The 24,764-nt window shown below is 42.5% G+C and carries 26 protein-coding genes and 1 tRNA gene; 18 read left to right on the top strand and 9 right to left on the bottom strand.

Annotated features, from left to right (window positions below; translation table 11 throughout):
- The first annotated feature begins 164 nt into the window (after positions 1-164).
- The 3 genes from V7K15_RS14250 (at position 165) to V7K15_RS14240 (ending at position 2,613) form a co-directional block, all read left to right on the top strand.
- Positions 165-1,751 (top strand): NAD(P)H-hydrate dehydratase, encoded by a 1,587-nt coding sequence (locus V7K15_RS14250; RefSeq protein ID WP_334906136.1) that lies wholly within the window; start codon positions 165-167, stop codon positions 1,749-1,751.
- A gap of 112 nt (positions 1,752-1,863) precedes the next feature.
- Positions 1,864-2,169: a hypothetical protein gene (locus tag V7K15_RS14245; RefSeq protein ID WP_334906135.1), complete on the top strand. Its 306-nt coding sequence runs from the start codon at positions 1,864-1,866 to the stop codon at positions 2,167-2,169.
- A complete protein-coding gene (locus V7K15_RS14240; protein WP_334906134.1) occupies positions 2,170-2,613 on the top strand; it encodes a type II toxin-antitoxin system VapC family toxin in 444 nt (147 codons plus the stop codon).
- Between the two features lie 134 nt (positions 2,614-2,747).
- Here V7K15_RS14240 and larC read toward each other — a convergent pair whose 3' ends face one another.
- The gene (larC, locus tag V7K15_RS14235; protein WP_334906133.1) at positions 2,748-4,028 is read right to left on the bottom strand and encodes a nickel pincer cofactor biosynthesis protein LarC; all 1,281 of its coding nucleotides are present in this window, start codon (positions 4,026-4,028) and stop codon (positions 2,748-2,750) included.
- A 129-nt stretch (positions 4,029-4,157) separates the two neighbouring features.
- On the opposite strand from larC, the gene V7K15_RS14230 reads away from it, so the two are divergent.
- The 5 genes from V7K15_RS14230 (at position 4,158) to V7K15_RS14210 (ending at position 7,940) form a co-directional block, all read left to right on the top strand.
- Entirely contained in the window at positions 4,158-4,817 is a 660-nt protein-coding gene (locus V7K15_RS14230) for an L-threonylcarbamoyladenylate synthase (RefSeq protein WP_334906132.1), read from the top strand.
- Positions 4,818-5,225: 408 nt separating this feature from the next.
- A complete protein-coding gene (locus V7K15_RS14225) occupies positions 5,226-6,446 on the top strand; it encodes a HetZ-related protein (RefSeq protein WP_334906131.1) in 1,221 nt (406 codons plus the stop codon).
- A gap of 30 nt (positions 6,447-6,476) precedes the next feature.
- Positions 6,477-6,605: an addiction module protein gene (locus V7K15_RS14220; RefSeq protein ID WP_334906130.1), complete on the top strand. Its 129-nt coding sequence runs from the start codon at positions 6,477-6,479 to the stop codon at positions 6,603-6,605.
- A gap of 498 nt (positions 6,606-7,103) precedes the next feature.
- Entirely contained in the window at positions 7,104-7,226 is a 123-nt protein-coding gene (locus tag V7K15_RS14215) for a hypothetical protein (RefSeq protein WP_334906129.1), read from the top strand.
- Between the two features lie 237 nt (positions 7,227-7,463).
- Positions 7,464-7,940: a PD-(D/E)XK nuclease superfamily protein gene (locus V7K15_RS14210; RefSeq protein ID WP_334906128.1), complete on the top strand. Its 477-nt coding sequence runs from the start codon at positions 7,464-7,466 to the stop codon at positions 7,938-7,940.
- On the opposite strand, the gene V7K15_RS14205 is transcribed toward V7K15_RS14210, so the two are convergent.
- A complete protein-coding gene (locus V7K15_RS14205) occupies positions 7,912-8,769 on the bottom strand; it encodes a DNA adenine methylase (RefSeq protein ID WP_334906127.1) in 858 nt (285 codons plus the stop codon). The two genes, V7K15_RS14210 and V7K15_RS14205, sit on opposite strands and share 29 nt — an antisense overlap.
- 165 nt (positions 8,770-8,934) lie before the next feature.
- Between V7K15_RS14205 and V7K15_RS14200 the strand changes: the two genes are divergently transcribed.
- From V7K15_RS14200 to V7K15_RS14190, 3 genes are all read left to right on the top strand, one after another.
- Positions 8,935-9,141 carry a DUF751 family protein gene (locus V7K15_RS14200; protein WP_292795601.1) on the top strand — a complete coding sequence of 69 codons (207 nt, stop codon included), beginning with the start codon at positions 8,935-8,937 and terminating at the stop codon, positions 9,139-9,141.
- Positions 9,142-9,264: 123 nt separating this feature from the next.
- Entirely contained in the window at positions 9,265-9,684 is a 420-nt protein-coding gene (gene rbfA / locus V7K15_RS14195) for a 30S ribosome-binding factor RbfA (protein ID WP_334906126.1), read from the top strand.
- 880 nt (positions 9,685-10,564) lie between these two features.
- Positions 10,565-10,801: a DUF4327 family protein gene (locus V7K15_RS14190; RefSeq protein WP_069073690.1), complete on the top strand. Its 237-nt coding sequence runs from the start codon at positions 10,565-10,567 to the stop codon at positions 10,799-10,801.
- Between the two features lie 441 nt (positions 10,802-11,242).
- Here the strand turns inward: V7K15_RS14190 and V7K15_RS14185 are convergent, their stop codons facing one another.
- The 4 genes from V7K15_RS14185 to V7K15_RS14170 all read right to left on the bottom strand — a co-directional run bounded on the left by V7K15_RS14185 (position 11,243) and on the right by V7K15_RS14170 (position 13,769).
- Positions 11,243-11,896 carry a pentapeptide repeat-containing protein gene (locus tag V7K15_RS14185; protein WP_334906125.1) on the bottom strand — a complete coding sequence of 218 codons (654 nt, stop codon included), beginning with the start codon at positions 11,894-11,896 and terminating at the stop codon, positions 11,243-11,245.
- 357 nt (positions 11,897-12,253) lie between these two features.
- Positions 12,254-12,607: a hypothetical protein gene (locus V7K15_RS14180; protein ID WP_334906124.1), complete on the bottom strand. Its 354-nt coding sequence runs from the start codon at positions 12,605-12,607 to the stop codon at positions 12,254-12,256.
- A gap of 326 nt (positions 12,608-12,933) precedes the next feature.
- Positions 12,934-13,206 carry a DUF3143 domain-containing protein gene (locus V7K15_RS14175; RefSeq protein ID WP_334906123.1) on the bottom strand — a complete coding sequence of 91 codons (273 nt, stop codon included), beginning with the start codon at positions 13,204-13,206 and terminating at the stop codon, positions 12,934-12,936.
- 26 nt (positions 13,207-13,232) lie between these two features.
- Positions 13,233-13,769, bottom strand: coding sequence for a J domain-containing protein (locus V7K15_RS14170; protein ID WP_334906154.1), 537 nt, complete (start codon positions 13,767-13,769; stop codon positions 13,233-13,235).
- 138 nt (positions 13,770-13,907) lie between these two features.
- On the opposite strand from V7K15_RS14170, the gene V7K15_RS14165 reads away from it, so the two are divergent.
- Together V7K15_RS14165 and V7K15_RS14160 are read left to right on the top strand one after the other, a co-directional pair.
- Positions 13,908-14,267, top strand: coding sequence for a type II toxin-antitoxin system Phd/YefM family antitoxin (locus V7K15_RS14165; protein WP_334906122.1), 360 nt, complete (start codon positions 13,908-13,910; stop codon positions 14,265-14,267).
- Entirely contained in the window at positions 14,264-14,563 is a 300-nt protein-coding gene (locus tag V7K15_RS14160; protein WP_334906121.1) for a type II toxin-antitoxin system RelE/ParE family toxin, read from the top strand. The genes V7K15_RS14165 and V7K15_RS14160 overlap by 4 nt, the downstream gene beginning before the upstream one ends.
- Before the next feature lie 66 nt (positions 14,564-14,629).
- On the opposite strand, the gene V7K15_RS14155 is transcribed toward V7K15_RS14160, so the two are convergent.
- Entirely contained in the window at positions 14,630-15,625 is a 996-nt protein-coding gene (locus tag V7K15_RS14155; RefSeq protein ID WP_334906120.1) for a J domain-containing protein, read from the bottom strand.
- A gap of 156 nt (positions 15,626-15,781) precedes the next feature.
- Positions 15,782-17,866, bottom strand: coding sequence for a molecular chaperone DnaK (gene dnaK, locus V7K15_RS14150; RefSeq protein ID WP_334906119.1), 2,085 nt, complete (start codon positions 17,864-17,866; stop codon positions 15,782-15,784).
- A 322-nt stretch (positions 17,867-18,188) separates the two neighbouring features.
- On the opposite strand from dnaK, the gene V7K15_RS14145 reads away from it, so the two are divergent.
- A complete protein-coding gene (locus V7K15_RS14145) occupies positions 18,189-19,037 on the top strand; it encodes a M28 family peptidase (RefSeq protein ID WP_334906118.1) in 849 nt (282 codons plus the stop codon).
- A 517-nt stretch (positions 19,038-19,554) separates the two neighbouring features.
- The gene (locus tag V7K15_RS14140) at positions 19,555-21,087 is read left to right on the top strand and encodes a SagB/ThcOx family dehydrogenase (protein ID WP_334906153.1); all 1,533 of its coding nucleotides are present in this window, start codon (positions 19,555-19,557) and stop codon (positions 21,085-21,087) included.
- A gap of 92 nt (positions 21,088-21,179) precedes the next feature.
- Here the strand turns inward: V7K15_RS14140 and trhO are convergent, their stop codons facing one another.
- Positions 21,180-22,088 (bottom strand): oxygen-dependent tRNA uridine(34) hydroxylase TrhO, encoded by a 909-nt coding sequence (gene trhO, locus V7K15_RS14135; protein ID WP_334906117.1) that lies wholly within the window; start codon positions 22,086-22,088, stop codon positions 21,180-21,182.
- Between the two features lie 71 nt (positions 22,089-22,159).
- On the opposite strand from trhO, the gene V7K15_RS14130 reads away from it, so the two are divergent.
- The 3 genes from V7K15_RS14130 to V7K15_RS14120 all read left to right on the top strand — a co-directional run bounded on the left by V7K15_RS14130 (position 22,160) and on the right by V7K15_RS14120 (position 24,713).
- A tRNA-Ala gene (locus V7K15_RS14130) sits at positions 22,160-22,232 on the top strand.
- Positions 22,233-22,668: 436 nt separating this feature from the next.
- Positions 22,669-23,115, top strand: a complete 447-nt coding sequence (locus V7K15_RS14125; RefSeq protein WP_334906116.1) for a DUF2127 domain-containing protein — start codon at positions 22,669-22,671, stop codon at positions 23,113-23,115.
- A 182-nt stretch (positions 23,116-23,297) separates the two neighbouring features.
- Positions 23,298-24,713, top strand: coding sequence for a lysophospholipid acyltransferase family protein (locus V7K15_RS14120; RefSeq protein WP_334906115.1), 1,416 nt, complete (start codon positions 23,298-23,300; stop codon positions 24,711-24,713).
- The last annotated feature ends 51 nt before the right edge of the window (positions 24,714-24,764 follow it).

Genomic DNA, 24,764 nt, shown 5'->3' with positions numbered 1-24,764 from the left:
ACTAAGGAGCGATCGCCACCTTAATTACTTTACGCCCCTTCATCTCACAAAACACCTGTTCTAAATCTTTTAGCGATCGCCGTTTCGTCGTTACGCTGCTTGAAGTTATTTTATTTGAAATCTGCTAAAGTTTCAGTTAACCTAAAACTCATAACTCAGCACTGATGCAGAACAGGCAGGAAAAAATTTCGCAAGTGGTAGTGACTGCTGGGCAGATGCGCGATATTGAAGAACGGATCTTTACGGCGGGAATGCCTGTAGTAGCTTTGATGGAAAAGGTTGCGGGATTAATTGCCCGTTGCATTCAAGATATTTACCCGAACCTTGGACAAAGGGGAAACAATTCAAAATTACTCTCCCACAGCTTAAATCCGCGTATCGGAATTCTTGTCGGCCCCGGTCATAATGGCGGGGATGCTTTAGTAGTAGCCCGTGAATTATACTTTCGCGGGTATGAGGTTTGGATTTATTCTCCTTTCTCTAAGCTCAAAGAATTAAGTTCGCAGCACTTGCAATATGCCCAGAATTTGGGCATCCCAATTTATCAAACAATTGAGCAACTACCAAATTCTGATTTGTTGATTGATGGCTTGTTTGGGTATGGTTTAGAAAGAAACCTTACTGATCCCATCGCTTCTGCAATTAATCAGTTAAATGAATTATCTGTGCCGATTTATAGCATCGATTTACCTTCAGGTTTACACACCGACACTGGCGTTGTATTAGGAACTGCGATTCGCGCCACTCACACATTTTGCTTGGGTTTATGGAAACTAGCTTTCTTCCAAGATCAGGCGCTGGAATATCTCGGCAAAGCTGAGTTAATCGATTTCGATATTCCTTTAGCTGATGTAGAAGCTGTTCTAAAAGATACACCCAGAATTAAACGCATTACACCAGCAACGGCACTTGCGACTTTACCCCTACCCCGTCCATCAGTTACCCACAAATATCAGGAAGGACATTTACTGCTGATTTGCGGTTCGCAGCGCTATGCAGGTGGGGCAATTTTAACTGGTTTGGGTGCTAGGGCTAGTGGTGTGGGAATGCTTTCCATTGCCGTACCCGAATCACTAAAACCCCTTTTGGTGTCGCATTTGCCAGAAGCGCTGATTGTCGGTTGTCCAGAGACGGAAACCGGAGCGATCGCCCAGCTACAATTACCAGAAAACACCGATCTGAGTTCCTTTAATGCGATCGCTTGTGGCCCCGGTTTAACACGAGATGCTACTCCGATTGTGCAAGAAGTGATCGCCAGCGAACGCCCTTTAATTCTCGATGCCGATGGTTTAAATATCTTGGCACAAATGGGAGCGATCGCCACATTAAAAAAACGTCAAGCAGTAACTGTACTCACACCCCACGCTGGCGAATTTGAGCGATTGTTTCCTGATATTACCGATGCCAAACATGACAGAGTGAAAGCAGTACAAGAAGCAGCAGCGCAAAGTGGGGCTGTAGTGTTGTTGAAAGGGGCGAGAACTGCGATCGCAAACCCTGAAGGTGCCGTTTGGATTGTTCCTGAAAGTACACCCGCCTTAGCGCGTGGTGGTAGCGGCGACGTATTAACTGGGCTACTGGGTGGATTGTTGGCACAAGCAGCAACTAAACATATTCCCATAGAAGATATTGTCGCAACTGCCGCTTGGTGGCATTCGCAAGCGGGTATAATAGCCGCCCAAGAACGCACCGAATTAGGCGTAGATGCGTTTACATTGACACAATATTTAATCAAAGCTCTAAGTAATTAAACGGTTTTTAGTTTATTAAATTGTAGACAAGTCTCAAGTGCGCTTCCGGGGCAGGAATTTATCAGTAAGCTGAAAATTAAGAGATTAACTTGAATTAGATAATGTTTAAGCTATGAACAGTCAACCAAAATCTGTTGTGAGTGATTTAGAACAAGCCCATAGTCAAGATATTGAGACAATTACCCTGTTGTTGGCAAAGATTTCCAACCGGACTCCAGAAGAGATTAAACCTCACTTGGATACCATGCTTGAGCAACTGGTGCAACTATCAAGGGAACGCCCTTTCTATGAAAGTGCAAGCCCTCAAGAGTGGGTAGCAGCATTTACTGAGTGGGTGGAGAGTCACCGAGGGCTTAACCTCCCAACACTACAAGATGAAGCCATTAGCCGAGAAAGTATTTATGGAGAGCGAGGTTAAGTGCCGTACCTTGTAGATACCAATGTTCTATTAAGAAGTGTAGACCTTAACCATCCGATGAACCTGGATGCAGCCAAGGCTATCAGCATGTTAAGCAGTCGTGGTGAACAGTTATACATCGTACCGCAAAACTTGATTGAATTTTGGAACGTCTACACACGCCCAACCGAGCGAAATGGCTTAGGGCGTAGTGTGGTAGAAACACAAGCAGAAGTAAACCGTTTAAAGGTGTTGTTCCCATTATTACTAGATACTCAGGCAATTTACCAGGAATGGGAAAGGCTGGTGGTTGCTTATGAGATTAGAGGAGTCAACGTACACGATGCGCGACTAGTTGCAGCAATGCTGGTGCATGGGTTAGCCCATATTCTTACATTTAATATTAGTGATTTTGCCCGTTACTCAGAAGTTACTGCTGTTAATCCAACTACGATCTCACCTTAAATTACATCCATAGATGATTACTTGTATACAAATAATCATCTATAAATGAGATTTTTATTTATGGAATTCAGCACGACTAATAATCTTCTGAATCGCTGCCCCAGTCAATGATTTACGAGAAGATAAAAAGTAGCTTAGTAGTCTTGATTTTCTAAATACCAACGCTGTAGTGCCAGGCGTTGAATTTCGCGCCAGGGAATATGATGTTTTCTGGCTAAGTCTGCACAATCTTCATATTCTGGCTGCACATTAGCAATAACTTTTTCTAGTGATTCTCCCTTCCATGCTATTTTAAGACGCACTTTGCCATATTCAATTTCCACTTGTTGAATTTCCCGTTGTAAAATGGCGCGTTGCTGAGTTGTTCGCCGAATGCCCAAAGTAGTCGTTTCACTAAATAAAACCGCTTCACAACCGAGTAAATTTTCTGGATGACAAATCACAGTCAGCAAAATCCCTGGACGGGACTTTTTCATGCCGATCGCTTGGGTAAAAACATCCACCGCACCAGCCGCAAACAACGCCTCAAACATATAGCCGATCGCTTGCGGATTTAAATCATCAATTTGGGTTTCTAGTACCGATATGGTTTCTAAATTTTGGCTAGTATCTTCAGAATCACTGAAATTAGACTCTAAACTTGTGCTTTCGCCCAACCAGAGGCGTAGAATATTGGGAATGGGTAAATTTATGCTTCCTGCTCCCAGTCCTATCTGCTTGATAGCGATCGCGGGTGGTGAACCAAAATCTCTTGCCAAAGTAGTAGCGATCGCAGCTCCTGTTGGTGTCACCAATTCTCTGTCAATGCCATTACTATAAACTGGACAACCCCGCATTTCCCACAGCTTTAATACTGCTGGTACTGGTACCGCCATCTGACCATGTGCAGCCCGAACAGTGCCGCCACCAGTCGGGAACGCCGAGCAGTAAAGTAGGGGCAATCCTTCCTTATTGCTCTCAATCCCCAACCAATCCAACCCCAGGCAAGTACCCACAATATCGACGATCGCATCTACAGCACCTACTTCATGAAAATGAACTTTTTGAGGGTCAATGCCATGCACCGCCCCTTCAGCGACTGCTAGCTGTCGGAATACCGCCAAACTCCAAGCTTCTGCCCGTGATGGCAACCCCGCTTTGAGAATCATCTGCTCTATTTCTGGCAAGTGGCGTGTGCGATCGTGACTGTGTTTGCGATCATGATCGTGGTGGTCTACTAAATCCACATGGATTTTAGTCGCCTGTTGACCATTACGTTGGACAAACTCTGCCCTTAACTGATATTCCTGTTCAATACCCAACCGATTGAGTTTTTCAATTAAATACTCCACAGGAACACCCAAACTTACTAAAGCACCGAGGCACATATCACCAGAAATTCCTGTCGGACATTGAAAATAAGCGATTTTATTCATAATAAATTAGTCATTAGTCATTAGTCATTAGTCATTGGGCATGGGGCATTAGGCATTAAATATTGATTATTAATTCTTCTCCCTTATCTCCCTCATCTTCCTCATCTCCCTCATCCCCCACTCCCCGTTATGGCAAAAATTTTCCCAGTTCATCCGGATAATCCTCAAATTCGCCGAATAGAGGAAATAAAGTCGGCGCTCTCTAGTGGCGCAGTCATGCTTTACCCTACTGATACAGTCTATGCCATCGGTTGTGATTTGAATGCTAAATCGGCGGTAGAACGAGTGCGGCAAATTAAACAGCTAGCAAATGATAAACCACTGACATTTTTATGTCCCTCGCTTTCAAATGTGGCAACTTATGCCTTCGTAAGTGACACAGGCTATCGAATTATGAAGCGGCTGATTCCAGGTCCATACACGTTTTTGCTCCCAGCGACTAAGTTAGTACCGCGATTGGTGCAAAGCCCCAAACGGAAAACTACTGGAATTAGAGTACCAAACCATACTATGTGTTTGGAGTTGCTGGCAGCGTTGGGCAATCCGATTATTTCTACTTCAGCGCATTTGCCACCAGATGAAGCAGATAATGGCATGATTCCGATAGTTCCAGAAACTATTCTGTCGCGGGTAGAGCTATTTGACCGTTTGGACAAGTTGGTAGACATAATTGTAGACACTGGCGAGGAACCTACATATGAAGTCTCTACCATCTTGGATATGACCGGAGACGAAGCAGTAATGATACGGAGGGGTTTAGGTTGGGAAGCCGCAGCAGCATGGGTATAAAAATTCCACTTCACAGGCGTACCTCTTCGTTTCGGAAATTGTGATCAAAACAACTCCAGTTTTGAAATTGTCATATTTAAAGGCGATGTCTAAGACGGGCTGTTTGGTGAAGCAGTGGATATAACAAAATGGTGGCAACAGTTGGCACAGCAAGGTATTTGATAACTTTCAGAAAATGGCGGGTACTCGTGTCCCAGCCTCAATCTAGTGGCTTGTGAAAAAAACCGACACATTGCCATAACTGTAACTCTTTCGTATTTCCTACAGTTTTATATATGACCTTTAGATATAAGCATTACATACGGCAAGTTTTGATGGATGAATGCCTAAAGATTCACAAGCCAAGCACGGTCTTGATTGCTGTGTCTGCGTTCTAATTACGGTGCAATACTACTACCTGGAAAAGTCATGAAAGCTAACGTCGTCAATCTACCCAACTCTAGACCCATTTTTGAGAACCACCTTTCGACCGAAGAATTTTTAGACAGCAGCAGCGATACCTTGATTGAATTGCTGTGTGAGGAAATGCAAGGGCAAGTAAAAGCAGCGCCTAAGTGCGTAGAAGCTTTAGCAAAGCGCATAGTCGTAGAAGTAGAACGCATTTGCGATAAAAGCTCCCGTATTCAAACATCTGGGGAAATCAAATCCTGGCAGATGACGTTGGGAAGGCACCGGATGCAAAAGTGCTTACGTTACTACCAACTAGGTTCCAAACAAGGGCGGGTGGAATTACATAGCAATTTGGGTGCTATGGTTTACCGCCATATAACTATGTCCGGCTCGGAGTTGGGTTTTGAGGCTCGTTACAGCCTGATTGAAGATTTTTTACAAGCATTTTATATCGAAGCTATTAAAGCTTTCCGCAGAGAAAACGAACTACCTAATGATCACACGCCGCGTACTCAGCTGCAATTAGCTGAATATATGTCCTTTACAGAACAGTACGCTAAACGCCGGATCAATTTACCTGGTGGTGCAAATCAGCAATTAATTATCTTGCGGGCCCAAGGTTTTGCTCGTCGTCAGCCCCAAGAAACTACCGTGGATATTGAAATGGCGGTAGAGTGTGCCAAGGGTGAAGAAGCAGAATCTTACCAGCGCAACTCGGCGGTGCAACAACTGCGATCGCAGATGATTGCCCAAACTAATTTTGATCCATCAGAAGAGTCAGAACGCGATCGCGTCATCACTGAATTGATGAAATACCTGGAGTCTCAAGGTCAATCTGACTGTATGAACTACCTCAGCTTGAAACTCCAAGACCTCTCAGCCCCAGAAATTGACCAAATTCTCGGTTTAACCAGCCGTCAGCGCGATTATCTCCAACAACGGTTTAAATACCATGTGGAAAAGTTTTCTAAGCAACACCATTGGCAATTGGTACATCAATGGTTGGGTGCGGGTTTAGAGCAAAAGTTGGGTTTATCTTCCCAGCAGTGGGAAATCTTTGTGAATCAACTCACACAAGAGCAACAACAAATATTACAGTTAAAAACTGCACGGGAAAACGATCAAGCGATCGCCAAAGTCATCAAATGCACCCCCAAACAGTTACAAAAGCGCTGGACTCAACTTTTAGAAATCGCATGGGCTATCCGCAACGGTCATACTGAAGCCCAGACAGGCTAAAATAAAGGTGAATAAAATATAGACAAGACCATGAACCCAGTATTTCCCGAACTCTCTAGTCTTTCGAGAGCGGAAAAACTTCAACTGGTAGAAGATTTATGGGATGAGATTGCCGCTACACCAGCAACGCTCCCATTTTTAGATTGGCAGAAACAATAGCTAGCCCGTCGGAAAGCCGAATATCTGGAAAATCCAGCCATTGACGGCAGTTGGGAAGATGTAAAAGCCAGAATCTCTCAACGGCATGGCTAGAAAATTAACTATCCTTATAGCCGCAGAATTAGATATTATTAAAGCTTATGACTGGTAGGAGGGGCGCGAATTTGGGTTAGGCGCTGATTTCCTACGCTGTATTGATGCCTGCCTGAATTTAATTCAGCGTCACCCCAGCACATACCAGATTGTTCATGAAACATTATCGCCGCGCTACAATTAGGCGTTTCCCCTACTAGGACTAGCCCTTTCAAGGTGACTGTTAAAATCTCTTTTTTCTCTCTGCGCTCTCTGCGTCTCTGTGGTTAAAAAGTAATTAATTGAACCACAGAGGCGCAGAGAACACAGAGTTAAGAGGTTAAAGAGGAATTTCTTGTCCAAAATTTTTATCCACCTTGAAAGGGCTAATAGCTAGGACTTACGCATTGACAAAGATAGTCAGATATGCACGAGGACTTCTGGGCGAAATTTAAGATGCGATCGCCTACGGCGGGCGCAAGCGCCATAGCAAATCATGTTTTGCACTGTTCCCAAGACCCAGAAAAATGGCGTAGTCGCTTGCAATAGTTGGTTAAAGAAAAATCCATTATTTTAACTATTATCTGAATTACTAACTCCTTCCTCATCCAAATTATTAATACATTTGTATTTGTTTAGTACAAAAGTACCAAAACTTCGGATTTTTTTACCTATTAATCCAACCTTGTTTAGTCAAAATAAAAAATTCATATTAAGCAACTGACCCTTTTTTACTGCTTCTGTGAAATCCTATAATAAGTAGGACTTTTGGCAGAGGGATTGAAGATGGCTCTGACTCAAGGCGGACGGGCAAATAAGTCTGGGAATATTTTAGAAAGAAATGTAGAAGCAATCTTGAATGGGTATAATTATTTCCAAGTAGGGAACTATGTCCCAAAAGAATTTATCCTAAATGCTGCTTTATTACCAAAACGTTATGGAAAAGAAATTTATATTGGAACTGGAATTTATCATACCGATCTGAAGGTTGATTTTTATGTTATTGGTTCACCTGCAATGCCATCTGGTTTAATTTTCGAGTGCAAATGGCAAGAAAGCCCCGGTTCGGTTGATGAAAAGTTCCCTTACTTGAACATGAACATTCAGCACTATTACCCTACACCAACTATCGTGATTTTAGGCGGTGAAGGTATGCGAGAAGGCGCAAGCAAATGGCTGAAAGCAAGAGTTAATGATAACCATAATTTATTAGCAGTTTATAGCATAGACCGATTCATTGCTTGGGCAAATAAAAATCTTTAAAAGATGTAATTAATAATTCGTCAATCATACCTCTATTTTTTATGTTTGAGTTAATTGATCGGGCTGCTTTGATTTTGTAGGTTTCAAAATTAATCTCTGTATAAATTTTTTTAATAAATTCGCTACCAGAATTACATACCATAACTTTGACACCACGACTTGCTAACTCTGCACAAGTATCTCTTAAAAGTTCTTGGTCTTTTTTACTAAAACAATTTTGATTATAAGCGGTGAAATAGCTAGTTTCACTGATCGGATGGTAGGGTGGATCAAAAAATACAAAGTCATCACTGCTAGTCGCATGATTTAGGACTTCTGTAAAATCTGCTTGTTCAATTTCTGCATGAGAAAGTGCTATTGAGGCTACTCGCAATAAGTTTTCATGACAAATATTAGGATTTTCATATCTGCCTAAAGGCACATTGAATTTACCCTGTGAGTTGACTCGATAAAGACCATTAAAACAAGTCTTATTAAGATAAATTATCCGAGCAGCTTTTTCTATATCAGTACCATCAGAGTTGTTTCTGACACTATAGTAATAATCTTTATCATGTCGGATTTTATGCTCTTTCAATAGATAAATTAATTCCTCAACATGATCTCTAACACAACAATAAGTATTAATTAATTCGGCGTTAATATCAGTTAAAATGGCTGCACTTGGTTGGAGATAGAAAAAAACAGCACCACCACCTAAGAATGGTTCATAGTAATTTTTATAACTCTGAGGAAAATAAGGAATATATTGCTGTATCAACCTACTTTTACCCCCTGCCCACTTCAAAAATGGACGAGGGCTAGTTTCCTTGGGGATTTGAATTACCATTTACTTCCGATTGAAGTGAAAATAATCACAACTAAATAAAGCCAATATAACCGACGAGCCATATTTTATATTAACTGGCTAATTTTCCAGCCGCATAGATTACAATTGAGTGGATAAAGCATATCAAAACAAACGTAAGTATATAACAAGGCAGTTGACATTCAGATGTTTGACGGATTTTGGGATAACGTCTTTCGCTACCCCCGGTACTTAATTACTATCCTCTTAGGAGTGTTTCTGAACGCCTTTGCGCCATTAGTACCACTGTTGAAGCGCCCTGTTACCTTCATCGCCATCTTGGGTTTATTTCTGAGCAGCCTAGTCTTCCTTACTCTCACCCTACGTGCAATGCTGGGCTTGAGTACAATCTAGACTAGCGCTATATCGGGGCTGTGCCCCAGAAACGGTTGATCTTAGCGTTGCTACCGCTAAGTATTGTCTACCCAACTTGCATCTATTTTTGTCGTACAACCTCTGTGAGGAGGCGGAATTTTTATGTCTACAAATCGCCGGGTTTCCCGCGTTGCCGAACTGATTAAACGGGAAGTTGGCCAAATGCTGCTTAACGGCATTAAAGATGACCGTGTGGGTACAGGAATGGTAAGTGTTACTAATGTTGATGTTTCCGGCGATCTCCAACACGCCAAAATCTACGTCAGTATCTATGGTACAGATGAAGCTAAGGCAGAAACAATGGCAGGTTTAAAATCGGCCACGGGTTATGTCCGCAGCGAACTTGGGGCGCGCGTACGGCTACGTCGTACACCAGAGGTCATATTTGTCGAAGATCACTCCATAGAACGCGGTAATAAGGTACTAGCACTACTAGTCCAACTTAACGATCAGCGCCCGCCAGAAAATCTGGTATCAGTAGAAGACAGTCCAGATCAAGATGATCAATCGTCTGGTGAATAAGTAACTTAAATAACAATGTAACTTCAGAACAATTAATCTCAGCAAATCCGCCAAACAGTTTACAGACGTGACTAGATCGCGTCTGTTTTAATGTAACTATAACCTGCTTCCGGGATCAGTAGTTGCATATAGCAATCCTAAATGCGCTAGGAACAAAAAGATCGCCGACTTCTTGAAGAAGTCGGCGATCTGAGCCTCTCGGTGGAGAGCAAATCAAATAGGATTGCTATATATACGCTTTCTGTTTAGCTTAAGAAATTGTTAAAAAATGCTAGGGTAAAAGCTTTCGTAGTGTACTTTAACGGCTATGTTTTGTATCTTAGTATCTGATAAATATTCTTGTGTTATTTACCCTTAGATAAATACCAGCAGTTCTAGATTCGATTTTAAGGTGATTAATTTGATATGTAAGCGATGCCCTTCTTTACGAGACGCTGCGCGTAGCTTGCTTCCACGTCCCTTGCGCGTCCCTCCCGCAGGGAAGTGGTACGGCGCAGGCTCAGGGTAAGACCTGCGGCGGGCTGTGACGCTCTATGACTCGCTCTCCGTGACGCGCCCTGAACTCTTCCCAACTGCCAAATCTTGCCTTAAGACAGTAATGGCAGGACTTTCAGACTTATTGGATAAAAGTCATACAGCTAAAGAAGCAGGTTAAGTTAACTACTCGGAACTTTTTTTGTAAAGCGGATTTTCCCAAAATGTCAGGGTTTGTTGACTTTCTTAACATTTCTTGAGATAATTTCAGGATATGTAGCGTCAAAATAAAAACAGTTCCGTATAGCAAACTACAAAATCCTGGCCACAAGTCTAAATTCTGTGATGTTTGTTCCTAATTATTAACGGGAATACTATCGTAAATGTTAATTAGTGAGTAAAAACGATGAGTGTAAATACGGTGCCTTCTATCAATTACTATTCTCTAGATGTGATTCAAGACGAAGCACGCCGACTAGTGCAAAAGGGAATGATTAGCAGACAACAGCCAATATATACCCTCTGCCAATACATTCCAGCGAGAGAGTGGGTTTGCGTTGAATGTGAATTAGAGAAATGTGACTTTTTGTTGCGCGATCGCATTGGCGACCTAATTGGTCGTGAACAATGGGACAACGACTAATCAATCTTTGATTTCGGATTTGGGATTGGGAGTTGATTTTCGATGTGTGGATATCACAATCAACGATTCGACACCCAAGTTGGGGGATAATCTCTGGTTTTTAATGAGCATTCCCCCATAGAGAATCTTGCGTTTTTCATTAACACAGGGGCATTTGAGTCTGAATTGATACAACTATTCAAGTCAAAGAAGGCATCAGAACAATTTTTTCTGTGTTGGAAAACTTTGCTGATTTGATAGTCAATCGTGGTAAAATATAGACATATTCCCAGAGCCGATGACTATTGCATTATTTCAGGCAGAGAAAAATAAAAATTCCTTATATTCCAAGATATGTAGAATATTGCCTTGCATTTAATTCATAAATGCGATTAGTGTTAAAAGGCAACATTAATTACTGAAATTTAGTCGAAATTTCAGTAATTATAAATTTTCACGCCACTAATTCAAATAAATGCTATCAAAGATGATATTACCGTCTGGCATAGTTGTATTGTGTAAATGGGTACCTTCTTTATTAGAATCTGATAAGGATGTAATCTCTAATAGAGATATGGTGTCTAATAAATTAAGAGCCTTTGGCTTAACGTTATTTATATAAGAATCAAATAAGGTGGCATTAGTCAAATCGGCGTTAGTAAAATCTGTACCATCTAAATAAACCCAAATCACCATAGCATCAGTTAAATTTGCATTTTGAAGATTGGCATTGTTCAAACTGGAGCCAGTTAAATCGGCACTAGTTAAATTGGCACGATTCATATTCGCGCTGCTTAAATCAGCACCTAATAAATAGGCATGAGTCATATTCGCACTCCTTAAATCAGCATGAGTCAAATCAGTACTGTACAAATCAGCATAAGTAAGATCGACAGCATTCATTTTGGTTGCTATTAAATTAGATCGAGCTAGGTTAGCACCACTGAGGTTAGCACCACTAAGGTCAGCACCACTAAGGTTAGCATCACTGAGGTTAGCGCCACTGAGATTCCATTTGCATAGAGCGCAGCCTTTTAAATTGACCCCAAAAAAGTCTCTTTCTCCTGAGGCGTAACGCCTGAATACATCTTCAGCATCTATGTTGTATCTACTCACGGTAACGATTAATTTTCAAAGATAAGTTGCGTAACTTTTTGATTAAACACTCTAAATTACTTACAGTCTAGCATCTCACTTTATGGCAAGACCATACTTACCCTAGAACGTCGGTCAAGGAAAATTTAGGTAAAACTTCTAAACTAATAATCTGGACATTTGTCTATATTATTAGCAACTATATCTGGTGCTATAGCTTGAGTAAAGTTGGACTAAATACTCAAATACTTGATTAAACTTTTCTAAAGTTGAGTGCTTAAATCAAGTTTATCAGTCTGACATTTGACATTTTGTATCTGATTCTCAAACCGGGGTAGTTTCTAATGTTGAACTGCTCCGGTAATTTTTATATAAATGTTACCCAACTTGCTCTAAATACTGATTAATGTCTTCAATCATGCGGGTAAGTTCAGCTTCAGTAGTCAAGCGGATGTTGACGTTGCGGACAGTCAGCAAAACTTTGGCTGCGAAGGGCGTTGGCCAGATATTAGGATTACAGAAAATTTCTAAAAATACTTCACCCGTATAACAATATTCTAGGGGAGGCTGGGGAGTGATTTTACCGCCGCCAGGAGTAGGTTTAGCGGCGACAGCTTTCAGGCGCTCCATCAGTTTATCCGTCGCTGTCTTTAATTCTCGTGCTGCTTGGGGTGAAAAACTAAAGGAGACAGAACCTTCAATTAGGTTTAGTGTCAGAGGAGTTGAGGACATGAGCTATTTATTAAAACTTCTTGATAATTAGTTATCTTAGCTGAATAGGTAGTCTAGGCTGGTGCATTCATGCCATAGGTAAAGATGCTTTAAAAAGCGTTGATTCCAGAAAACAGTAGTGAAAATATGTATAAGAATTTTTGCGTCCGCTTTTGCGATGCAAATCATGGTGTAGTATGTTGTGGGTATCGGATGTGTTGTTAGATTCTACCTCCATTTGGATCAGAGTTTAACAATTGTACCTGTTTAAACAACTGATCTGATCGCATTCGTCCCGCCTCCCAACTCATGCGATCGCACTTATCTCTGTGCCACTTCGCACTTTTTTAGGGGCCAGAAAATACAGCTTGTTCTATATCATCCCGACTAAGGGAATATTTGAATGAGCGTTGGATATCTTGTCCATTTTGCCCGGATTGGACATATCGCACTACGACTTGCTCAACATCAAGCCATAATTCAGCTTGCCAACTAGGTCGCTGTACACGCCAGCAATGTCTCTCTACATCGTCTTGTTGACAGCCTTGGTCTTTTAGCCACTGCTCAATTTGTGGCAGGGAATGATTATATAGGGGGGTATCAGAGGGAAGAAGAGGCATAGGAATTTAGGATTTAGGATTTTGGATTAGGAAATTTTTTTATTTTTAATTACCATAGGGGTAATTGGTTGCGACACATGGATAATCTGCTGTTGTACAGGTGCAGTTGGTTGCAGCAAATGGGTTTGGATAGCAGTTTCACCACGAGTTAAGCCGATGGTAACTGCTAGTAGTAGACAACCTACAAATGTTAACACCAGCATAAATAAAGCAAAGATTTCGCCAGACGAGAGGGGGCGCTCGCTCGCATCGAGGTAAGCTGATTTTGACCAGTCATGAGAACGGGAAACGGGATGATTCAAATCAGGGGGTGGTTGAATCACTCCAAACCGGGAATAGCCAATTTTTAAATCGTAGCCGAAGCGACGTTCTGGATGGCTAAGGGTGGCGTAAGCTTCGTTGATTTGCTGAAATTTGGGAGTGGCGATCGCAGTCGGCAAGTCTGTAGTATCAGGATGATAGCGTTTGCTCAGTTCTCGATAAGCGCGACGAATATCAATTACTGATGCCGAGGGATGCAGTCCTAGCAGGGAGTAATAAGTTAGTTTACTGCTTTGTGGTATTGCCCCATTGTGATTCACGGCTGTTTGAGTCACTTTGCTCAAATATGTTTTTTATATTTTAAATCCTTTCTGAATTGGAGAAGACACAGCAGGTCTAACATCTGATAAAATATTTTATAAAGTATTTAATTAGATGCGATGTACATCAAAATTAATCTCGAAAATATTCAAACTCTTACCGACTTCAAGCGCAATGCTAAGGATTACGTAGAACGGATCAAGGCCACAAAGTCCCCCCTTGTACTAACTGTGAATGGGAAAGCTGAGGTTGTGGTGCATGAGGCACAAGCGTTTCAGCAGATGATAGATGAACTCCAACGCCTTGAGGAAGAACTGCAAAAACTCAAGCTAGAAGCGTTACGCAGTCAGATTGACATTGGTATTAAGCAACTTGAGAGCGGTCACTATACTGAATATAATCAGGAGTCACTTTCAGCTTTTTTTGCAGATATTAAAGTACGAGGACAGCAAAATTTGGCTAACAGCGATTCTGTATGAGTCGATTTCGGATTTCTACTCAAGTGGCGCGAGATATTGAGGATATATGGAAATATCTCGCGCCAAATAACTTAAAAGCTGCTGACACACTTTTTGATACTCTGCGAGAAAGTTTTCCGAAACTGGCTAAATTTCCTCAAATGGGCAGACTATGTGGTGAATTGGCTCCTTTTTTGCGAAGTTTCCCGGTGAAAAATTATTTAATTTTTTATCGTCCAATAAACGAAGGTATAGAAATTATACGTATCTTGCACGGCTCACAAGATATAGAAACTATTTTTCAAGATGAAGACTGAAGTCAAAATAATTACGAATTAGTAATTATTCTGATCAATAGCTTTATGACCATTCATAGTTCATCCCTAACCTAGTAAATCAGCACGGGGTTTAAAGGTTTCAAATTGCCGTAACTTTTCGTAAAGTTCCCGTTCTTCTTGACTAATATTTTTCGGTGTAACTATTTGAATTTCTACTAATTGATCGCCACGTTTCCCATCATCGCTGGGATAGCCTTTATTCCCTAGTCGGAATTTTTGACCAGACCGAACTCCGGGAGGAGTAGTCATTTTTACAGGGCCATCGAGAGTGGGGGCTTCTACCTGTCCTCCTAAAACTGCCTCACTGGGAGTAACTGGGACTTGGCAGAGTATATTTAAACCTTCTAACTTAAATAATGGATGAGGTTCAACGGTAATTTTTAAGTAGAGATCACCACCACCAACGCCTTGGTTTCGCAAACGGATGGTTTGACCTGTTACCATACCTGGAGGCATACTAACTTCTAGCGATCGCCCATCTTCCAAACGAATGCGTTCATTGCCACCTTGATAAGCTTTTTCTAGTGGGAGCGTTAATCTGGCTTCTATATCCCGCCGAGTTGTACGAGGTGGGGTATTAACGGTATAGGCAACTTTTGTTCTGGGGGAACGAAACGGATCGCTAGTATTGCCATTAGTGGAGTTATTTGTCGCGCCCTTATTTTTGACGCCAATAACTTGATTAATAAAGCTTTCAAAGTCAGAGAATTGACTTGGATCTACCTCCTGATTAACGTTGCGATCGCTAGCACTACTCTGCCAAGTTTTAGCCTTTGGCGTCTGTTTATTGCCTGCAAAGCCTTTTTGCTTCCAGTAACGGCTAAACTGGTCGTACTGCGCTCGCTTGGCCATGTCTGAAAGGACTTCATAAGCCTCGCCAATATCTTTAAATTTTTCCTCAGATTCTTTGTTACCCGGATTGAGATCGGGGTGATATTGCCTTGCTAACCGCCGATAAACCTTTTTAATTTCCTCACTAGAGGCATCTTTAGATACTCCCAAAATCTCGTAGTAATCGCGGAAATTCGGCAAATTTTGCATAGTCAGTTATTTAAATTTTAGATTTTTGATTTTAGATTTTTGATTAATTATGAGTAGAGACGCAATTAATCGCGTCTGTACAGGAGTTAGGAGTTGAAAGATTTAATTTTTAACTCCTCACTTCTAACTTCTAACTTCTAACTTTTATTAAAAGTACTACAACCAATCATTGTCTTCTTCATCATCCCAGTTATCTTGGTAGCTGGGGCGTGATTTGCGTGGAGGACGGCTGTCATAGGAAGAAGAACGATCCTCCCGACTATAGTCTCTGCCATAGTCTTTACCGTAATCTTTGCCATAATCCTTACCGTATGAGTCGCGTTCTCGATATGTTGTATCTCTGGGAGATTCGCGTTCTTTATCCTTATCACCGCCAGTAAAGATGTCCCGGATAGTACCAAATAAGTCGTCGTCTTCATCCTCAGCATAAGTCTCGCGGACTTCTCGATTTAGCTCATAGAGAGCATCTTGCAAGTCGGCGTAGGATTGATCAATACCGCGATCGCTATTTTCCTTGAGACTTTCCTTTAGTTGTCGGCAAATATTATCAATTCTTTGGCGGCGGCTGCGGGCAAACTGCATACCAAATTCCAGCGCTACTTCTCTGAGTTGTCGCTCTGCTTGGAAAATCAACGCCTCAGAACGAGTCCGTTTTTCTACCCTTTCTTTACGTTCCCGATCAACATCGGCGTATTTCTGAGCGTCTTGAATCATCCGATTTACTTCCGACTCGTTTAAGGTGGAAGCGCCCTGAATGGTGATACTCTGCTCTCGCCCAGTGGTTCTATCTAGGGCTGTTACCTGTAAAATACCGTTAGCGTCAATATCCAATGACACCTGAACTTGAGGGATTCCTCGTGGCGCTGGCGGGATGCCATACAGCTTGAATCGTCCTAAAGACTTGTTGTTTGCTGCCATTTCCCGTTCACCCTGGACTACGTGAATTTCCACAGTATTTTGGTTATTTTCGGACGTGGAAAAAATGTCAGAACGGCGAACTGGGATGGTGGTGTTGCGGGGAATGAGTTTTTTCATCACGCCGCCGATGGTTTCCAATCCCAAAGAGAGGGGTGTAACATCCAAAAGCAGCACATCTTTAAGTTCGCCGGCGAGAATACCTGCTTGAATTGCTGCACCCACTCCCACGACTTCATCGGGGTTGACGTTCTCGTTAGGTTCTGTGCCAATCAAGTCCCGCACAAGTTGTTTTACCATTGGCATCCGTGTCGAACCGCCAACTAATACAACTTCTTCAATGTCTCTAGGTGAAAGTCCGGCATCTTTGAGCGCTCGTTTGACTGGTATCCGCAAGCGCCCCACCAAATCGCCACACAAGCCTTCAAACTGGGAACGAGTTAGACTAGTTTCCAGATGTTTGGGGCCATCTTCCGTGGCGGTGATGAAGGGTAAGTTAATATCGGTGACGCTGACAGCCGAAAGTTCAATTTTGGCCTTTTCCGCCGCTTCCATTAGACGTTGCAAAGCTTGGCGATCGCGTCTTAAGTCTACCTCTTCTGTTTCCAGAAATTGATCTGCTAACCAATCTACGATTTTTTTGTCAAAGTCATTACCACCAAGTTGCGTATCTCCACTGGTAGCCTTAACTTCAAATATCCCATCACCAACGTCTAAAATCGACACGTCAAAGGTGCCACCACCCAAGTCAAATACTAAGATAGTTTCCGTCTCACCCCGATCTAATCCATAAGCCAAAGATGCAGCAGTCGGTTCATTGAGAATCCGCAACACCTCTAAACCGGCAATTCTGCCAGCATCACGGGTTGCTTGGCGCTGAGAATCGTTAAAATAAGCGGGTACTGTAATCACTGCCCCTGTGACTGGTTCACCCAAATAGCGGCTAGCATCGTCTGCCAATTTCTTCAGCACCATAGCCGAAATTTCTTCTGGGGCAAAATCTTTATTCAGACGGGGACAGGCAATCTTAATATTACCTACTTCGTCTTTGCGGATAGTGTAGGGTATACGCTTGGAATCTGGGTTAAGTTCGCCATACTTCCGCCCAATGAAGCGTTTCACTGCGAAAAAGGTATTTTGGGGATTGAGGACGGTTTGGCGCCGTGCCATTTGCCCAACCACCCTTTCACCTTCTTTGCTAAAGCCAACTACGGAGGGGGTTGTTCGCATTCCTTCTGCATTGGCAATCACCACCGGCTTGCCACCCTCCATAACGGCGACTACTGAGTTGGTTGTACCCAAGTCGATGCCGACTACCTTGCCCATGCGTTACTCTTCTCCTAAAGTGTCTTATATATTTATTATGATTGGGTGGAACTACCTCTAGCTTTGTGCCACAGGATAAAAACACCCCAATTGTATAATAGTCATCATTAAGGCAGTAAGCTCAGAAGTGCAGTTAGAGGAGATAGTTGCAAGACTAGGATAGCATTGAGATGGTTGGTGTGCCTAAGCTGCCTCAATTCTTGTTATGCTGCTACTTCTATTTATGGTATCTACAAGTTGGTAAATGCACCTTAATAATACTTGTTCTGCTTTTTTGAGTGCCTGAAAACTCTAACTCTCATATTCTCACTATTTTAAAAATTTGAATTTAACAGAGCGATTACAAACTTCCCTGAGTCAGGTAGCGCGAGAACGTGATCCTTACATGGCAACGGCTGGACATTTTTTTGTCCAAGAATACATCCGCCAGCAATTTTCCCAATGGGGGAGTGTGGAAATCCACACCTTTGAAGTCAGAGGTAAAGCTTGTAAGAACTTGATATTAAATTTACCCTCGCAAGCTAGAGGGAAAAAAAATGATTTGCCACCTATTTTAATTGGCGCTCATTATGATACCGTTCCGGGAACACCAGGAGCTGATGATAATGCTACAGGTGTGGCGGTGTTGCTGGAATTAGCCAGAAAGTTTGCTGCCCAAGCTGTAAGATATCCCTTAAGGCTGGTTGCTTTCGATATGGAAGAATACGGCTTACTGGGTAGTGCTGACTATGCAGCTTTGTTGCATCAACAAAAGCAACAGCTGCGCTTAATGATTTCGCTAGAAATGCTGGGCTATAAGGATTCTACAGCCGGCTCTCAAAGTTACCCCTCTCCTCTGGAACGCTTCTACCCAGACAGAGGTGATTTTATTGCTTTAATTGGGAATTTGCGGACATTGCCTGACTTAATTGGCATGAGCCGTAATATTCGGAAAGCTGGCGTATCTAGTCAATGGCTACCCGTACCAAATCGAGGCTTAATAGTTCCCCAAACCAGACGTAGTGATCATGCACCTTTTTGGGATTTGGGTTATCCGGCAATGATGGTTACAGATACGGCATTCTTGCGAAATCCACATTATCACAAATCTAGTGACACTGTTGCTACTTTGGATTTAGATTTTCTGAGCGGTGTATGTGAAGGGTTAGAAATTGCGATTCGGGGGTTGTGAAAAGTTAAGATAAATTAATAAGTTTATTTTTTGTCTTCTAAAGCATCATTCAACCTGTCGTTTCTTCCAATAATCTGGTCTGCGCTTTCCATGACCTCGCTTTCCATGACCTATTGCAACTACCCAAATAAACTCCTTGAATAGATAGCTGAGATAGTTCAAGCCTAAGTTTCTGTACTGTCTGGGTCATAGTCTGCGATCCTCTTGCGATTAATCAGCATAGAGTTAGTGTTGAATGTGGCAGATTAAGATCAAGGGTTTGCCATGAATTGAAGCGCCACATAATTTCAATATAAAGGTTTATAGTTCAATACGGTTCAGTTAGCGCCTGCCTTCCCAAGAATGACGCTAGGTGCTTCGACCTAGGAGTACAAGTCGGCGCAGCCGCCCAATGCCCAATTCAATTGTTACCGTTTACCACTTTATAACTCTGAAGATTGTACTAATTTACACGAAATAATCAGGCTAATGAATGCCAAGATCAAAAAAAGGATGCCCCAAGGATATTCAAAGTACTATGCCAGAATTACACGAATCAATTGCCCAGCATTATCACGAACGGACTAAATACAACCCTGATACTCTCGCCTCCAAAAATCAAGGGTTAGATTGGGCTAAACAGCCCATTCCCTTTAAAGAGTACAAAATTGGCTCTACTTTTGATCTCAAACCCTATATCCAAGAAAAACCAGAGGCTTATGCTAATAACCCAGATGCTCAATGGTGGCAAAGACTTTCACGGCTGCTGTTTCGCAGCTATGGATTGACAGCGAAAATACCTTCTATGGGTAGTGCGGGGTATTTACGTGCTGCTCCCAGTGCAGGCGGATTATACCCTGCCGAGGTGTATGTGGTTTCCCGTGGTACGTCGTTATTGCCACCTGGTCTGTATAACTACCAGTGTCGGGATCATTCCCTGATGCATTATTGGGAAAGTGATGTTTGGCAAACTCTCCAAGCTGCTTGTTTCTGGCATCCTTCCCTAGATAATACCCAACTAGCAATTATTGTGACTGCGGTATTTTATCGTTCTGCGTGGCGCTATGAAGATCGGGCTTACCGCCGGATTTTTCTAGATACGGGACACCTGTTGGGCAATATCGAATTGGCTGGTGCGATTACTGACTATCGCCCCCATTTAATCGGTGGTTTTGTGGATGAATCGGTAAACGATCTGCTTTATATCGATCCGCAACAAGAAGGTGCGATCGCTGTCTTACCTCTGGCAGACTTATTAGATGTCAATCAAAATTTACCATTGGGATGTACTGCTTTACCTTCGGCCACCGAAACCAGTTATCCTCAAATCCCCGATGGTGAACTGCTGGCATATTTCCATCGACACACCCAGATTCAATTAGGTATAACTGGCAATCTCAATCTCCCAACTATTAAACAAGAAAAATCTTTGGAGGATAAATACAACTTTCCTTTCTGTTTGAAAATTCCTACCACCACCGCGCCTATAGACTGGGGGCAAAATCTTTCAAAACTGGAAATCACAATGTACAAGCGACGCTCTACCCGCGCTTACAATGGTGATGATTTAACTTTCGATGAGTTGAAAAGTTTACTCGATTTCACTTACCAACCGCAAAATTACATCGACCAAAATTTAGATATTTCTCCAGACTACTTTGATTTGAATTTAATCGAAACATTCATTGCTGTTTCCGGAGTCCAAGGATTGGAGGCGGGTTGTTATTATTACGCACCTAAAGCCCAAGAATTGCGCCAAATTCGGTTTAAAAACTTTCGGCGAGAGTTACACTTTCTCTGTTTAGGACAAGAATTAGGGCGGGATGCAGGAGCGGTGTTATTTCATACAGCCGATTTGAAAGCTGCGATCGCACAATATGGCGATCGCGTTTACCGTTACTTACATCTGGATGCTGGTCATTTAGGACAACGCCTGAATTTAGCCGCAATCCACCTAAATCTCGGCGTCAGTGGCATCGCTGGATTTTTTGATGACCAAGTAAATGACGTTTTGGGTATTCCTGCTGATGAAGCTGTTCTATATATCACTACATTGGGACGCCCAAGATAAAACTAGGACTTACGCATTGACAGAAAACACAAAATATGTGTGATGGAAAAAACCGGATCTGTCGTCGGGGTTTAGCAATGCAAAATAAACCCTTAGATCCGATTTTTGTTAGCAACTTGGGTTTGGTAGTGACGCCATTTTTGCTGCTGACGCGCTCTTTTCTCCTCGGTGAGGCTATCAAAACAATACGGACAAGAGATACCTAGCTCATACTTTGGAGACAGCTTATCTTCTTCAGAAATCGGACGTCCACAACAGAAGCACCGCTCACAACTCCCTTCATCCAACCCATGACTGACAGTTACCCGCTCATCAAAGACAAAACATTCGCCTTCCCATAAACTTTCCTGTGCTGGAACTTCCTGCAAATACTTGAGAATGCCGCCTTTGAGATGATAAACTTCTGCAAAGCCTTGGGCAAGCATGAAAGATGAGGCTTTTTCACAGCGAATGCCGCCTGTACAAAACAGAGCAACCTTTTTGTGTTTAGTTGGGTCGAGGTGGTGTAGCACATAATTGGGAAATTCCCGGAATGAGCCAGTTTGGGGATTTTCCGCCCCTTGGAAAGTACCGATACTTACCTCATAATCATTGCGGGTGTCAATTACGGTTACTTCTGGATCACAAATCAAATCATTCCATTCCTGAGGATTGACATAAGTGCCAACTTGCTCACTTGGGTCAATTTCAGGCAACCCCAAAGTCACAATTTCCGGCTTTAATCGCACCTTCATCCGCTCAAAGGGCGGGGTTTCGGTATAGGATTCTTTGGATTCTAGGTCAGCTAAACGGGGGTCAGAACGCAGAAACCAGAGAACAGAGTCAATCGCCTGACGCGAACCCGCAATTGTACCGTTAATGCCTTCTTCTGCCAGCAAAATTGTCCCCTTGACACCTTGCGCTTGACAGTAAGACAGCAGAGGATCTCGTTTTTCGCCAAAATCTGGCAGCTTCACAAATTTATACAGTGCTGCAACAACTTGGATATTTTCTAGCTTCATCCTTTTGGTAATGGAACAATATCAGTTACAATAACAAGAGCAACCAAAGTTACCTACTATTTTAATTTTATGGGGGTTTGGCTCAGTTGGTAGAGCGCCTGCTTTGCAAGCAGGATGTCAGCGGTTCGAGTCCGCTAACCTCCATTGGATATGATTTATTTCAATGCGCGATGCCCTTGGCGGGCTATGCTTAAGCACATCCAATATCAATCAAAACCCCAGAATTGAGCAAAGTTGCAAGTTTCATCGGGTTATCCTTAACTAGAGCATCGATTCAGTAATCAAAAACCTAACCCCACAGCCCCGAAGCCTTGTAGGAGCGGGGGTAAAGTCCATTGGTGTCAACTGAAGCTAAAACCCTTTTAAAACCTCCCTCGTTTCTAGCCTCTGGCTGGAAATGCTCCTCATTGCGGTGCCGCAAGTCTTGAGGCCGAGCTTCCAATAAGCATTAAGAGTCAGAGACTGGGAACGAGAAATTGATAATTAATAATTCATAATTTAAATGAGTGTTAGCTTTGAACTCTCCACTTATCCAGAGCCAGTTAATCAGAGTTTCACTTATATATATTGAGGGGGTTGTTTGAAAAAGCGTCCATTGGGATTAGTGGCAATTGTTTTCTACAAAGCATTTACCGCCATGCTGCTTATGGTTACTTCGATCGCTTTATTATTGACATTAAAAAATTATCAAAGTCTAGAGGTGTTTTCAGACAATTATGTTTTAGAAGGTAAATCGATAATTATTGATTGGCTTTTAGATAAAGTTCTCAACTTAAATCCGCGAACCTTAGCATTTAGCGGCATTGGAGCAGGAGTCTATGCTATTGTTACTACTATTGAAGCCGTTGGTTTATGGTACGAAAAGCGTTGGGCACACGTCTTAGTGTTGGTACTTGTTGGTATCAGTATTGCCCCAGAAATTTATGAATTGATTCGGGGGTTCTCGGCGATAAAAATATTTGTTCTTGTGTTGAACTTAGCAGTGTTTGCCTATTTATTCCGAACTTTTCCTAAACATTCAAAATAATTTTTGATTTGATACTTAGGAATAAAAATTAAATAAGATACAGTATGTCCCTGGCTTACCTCACCCTCAATCCTTCTGCTGATAAAAGAGAGGGAAGCTAGAGACAGGATGAACTTTTGCATTTTATTTAATCCACGTTCCTGACGTTGTACAATCGCTAGAAATACAATCTGGAGAGCGACTTGCCTAGATCGATTCAGTCTACTCAACCACCACTAAAATTTATTACTCAACGGTTTAACCGGCTGGTACTCCAGATTGTTTGGTGGTTACTGCCGATCGCACTACGATTTCGCACTCGACCTTGGTTAACAGCTGGTATTGTTCGGATTGAAGCCAAAAATGTTGAGGTATTAGCTGAACTTTATCAACAATTTCAGGCTGGAAAAATTCGCTTTTTGTTGGCATTTCGACACCCAGAGGTAGAAGATCCTCTCTGTATGCTGTATTTGCTTTCCCGGATTGTGCCAAAGGTTGCGCGTCAGCAAGGTATTACACTACAATCTCTTGTTCACAGCTATTTTCTCTATGACCGGGGTATGACGGTTTGGGCTGGAGATTGGCTGGCTTGGTTGTTCTCTAGAATCGGAGGTGTGCCGGTTCATCGCGGTAGGCGACTAGATCGCCAAGCTATTCAAACTGCACGGGAGTTGTTTGCTAATGGCGAACTCCCGATCGCAGTCGCACCCGAAGGCGGTACGAATGGTCATAGTGGTATTGTTAGCCCACTGGAACCCGGTGTTGCTCAAATGGGCTTCTGGTGTGTAGAAGACTTGCAAAAAGCTAACCGTTCTGAGACTGTGATCATTGTGCCGATCGCTATCCAGTATCGCTACGTTGAGCCACCTTGGTCTAAACTGGATTTGCTGTTGAGTAAGTTGGAAGCTGATAGCGGCTTGCCGGTAATAGAAATTGATTCGGGCGATGGCGAAGAGTTTTACTATCAACGCCTCTGTCGGTTGGCTGAATATCTCATTACCGAGATGGAAGAGTTTTATCGTCGCTTTTATCATCAAGATATCCCAAAAAACATCTCAACTGATGAATCTGCTAGTCGGAATCAGGTGTTAATTGCCCGACTCCATCGCTTGTTGGATAAGGCTTTACAAGTTGCCGAACAATATTTTGGAGTTCAAGCGCAGGGTAATTTTATTGATCGTTGTCGCCGTTTGGAAGAGGCTGGCTGGAATTACATTTATCGGGAAGATTTATCAGATATCAATACTTTACCACCCTTTAAACGCGGTTTGGCAGACTGGATTGCCCAGGAAGCAGACTTGCGAATGCGACATATGCGGATAGTGGAAAGTTTTGTTGCCGTCACAGCTACTTATATTCAGGAACAACCGACGGCGGAACGGTTTGCAGAAACAGCTTTGCTTGTATTCGATATGTTTTCTCGAATACAGAATACCACACTTCCGGGACGACCTCGGTTAGGTTTGCGACAGGTACAAATCACCGTGGGAGAGCCAATTTCAGTTACCGAACGCTGGGGAAATTGTCAGGGCGATCGCCAGGCGGCTAGACAGGCTGTGAGCGATTTGACAAAAGATTTGCAAATCGCTTTAGAGAAGATGATTAGACCTCTTGCATAAATCAAAAATAAAGAACCCCACACCCCGCATTTGCTCACGCAAAGGCTCCAG

Origin of the sequence: Nostoc sp. (assembly GCF_036919815.1) — a bacterium.
GTDB lineage: Bacteria > Cyanobacteriota > Cyanobacteriia > Cyanobacteriales > Nostocaceae > Nostoc.
This window is presented reverse-complemented; position numbering and strand designations above follow the sequence as displayed.

Bases quoted from the DNA above. Each gene is read 5' to 3' on its own strand.
- V7K15_RS14250 (WP_334906136.1), top strand. From the start codon at position 165: ATGCAGAACAGGCAGGAAAAAATTTCGCAAGTGGTAGTGACTGCTGGG.
- V7K15_RS14245 (WP_334906135.1), top strand. From the start codon at position 1,864: ATGAACAGTCAACCAAAATCTGTTGTGAGTGATTTAGAACAAGCCCAT.
- larC (WP_334906133.1), bottom strand. From the start codon at position 4,028: ATGAATAAAATCGCTTATTTTCAATGTCCGACAGGAATTTCTGGTGAT.
- V7K15_RS14230 (WP_334906132.1), top strand. From the start codon at position 4,158: ATGGCAAAAATTTTCCCAGTTCATCCGGATAATCCTCAAATTCGCCGA.
- V7K15_RS14225 (WP_334906131.1), top strand. From the start codon at position 5,226: ATGAAAGCTAACGTCGTCAATCTACCCAACTCTAGACCCATTTTTGAG.
- V7K15_RS14220 (WP_334906130.1), top strand. From the start codon at position 6,477: ATGAACCCAGTATTTCCCGAACTCTCTAGTCTTTCGAGAGCGGAAAAA.
- V7K15_RS14215 (WP_334906129.1), top strand. From the start codon at position 7,104: ATGCACGAGGACTTCTGGGCGAAATTTAAGATGCGATCGCCTACGGCG.
- V7K15_RS14210 (WP_334906128.1), top strand. From the start codon at position 7,464: ATGGCTCTGACTCAAGGCGGACGGGCAAATAAGTCTGGGAATATTTTA.
- V7K15_RS14205 (WP_334906127.1), bottom strand. From the start codon at position 8,769: ATGGTAATTCAAATCCCCAAGGAAACTAGCCCTCGTCCATTTTTGAAG.
- V7K15_RS14200 (WP_292795601.1), top strand. From the start codon at position 8,935: ATGTTTGACGGATTTTGGGATAACGTCTTTCGCTACCCCCGGTACTTA.
- rbfA (WP_334906126.1), top strand. From the start codon at position 9,265: ATGTCTACAAATCGCCGGGTTTCCCGCGTTGCCGAACTGATTAAACGG.
- V7K15_RS14190 (WP_069073690.1), top strand. From the start codon at position 10,565: ATGAGTGTAAATACGGTGCCTTCTATCAATTACTATTCTCTAGATGTG.
- V7K15_RS14180 (WP_334906124.1), bottom strand. From the start codon at position 12,607: ATGTCCTCAACTCCTCTGACACTAAACCTAATTGAAGGTTCTGTCTCC.
- V7K15_RS14175 (WP_334906123.1), bottom strand. From the start codon at position 13,206: ATGCCTCTTCTTCCCTCTGATACCCCCCTATATAATCATTCCCTGCCA.
- V7K15_RS14165 (WP_334906122.1), top strand. From the start codon at position 13,908: ATGTACATCAAAATTAATCTCGAAAATATTCAAACTCTTACCGACTTC.
- V7K15_RS14160 (WP_334906121.1), top strand. From the start codon at position 14,264: ATGAGTCGATTTCGGATTTCTACTCAAGTGGCGCGAGATATTGAGGAT.
- V7K15_RS14155 (WP_334906120.1), bottom strand. From the start codon at position 15,625: ATGCAAAATTTGCCGAATTTCCGCGATTACTACGAGATTTTGGGAGTA.
- dnaK (WP_334906119.1), bottom strand. From the start codon at position 17,866: ATGGGCAAGGTAGTCGGCATCGACTTGGGTACAACCAACTCAGTAGTC.
- V7K15_RS14140 (WP_334906153.1), top strand. From the start codon at position 19,555: ATGCCAGAATTACACGAATCAATTGCCCAGCATTATCACGAACGGACT.
- trhO (WP_334906117.1), bottom strand. From the start codon at position 22,088: ATGAAGCTAGAAAATATCCAAGTTGTTGCAGCACTGTATAAATTTGTG.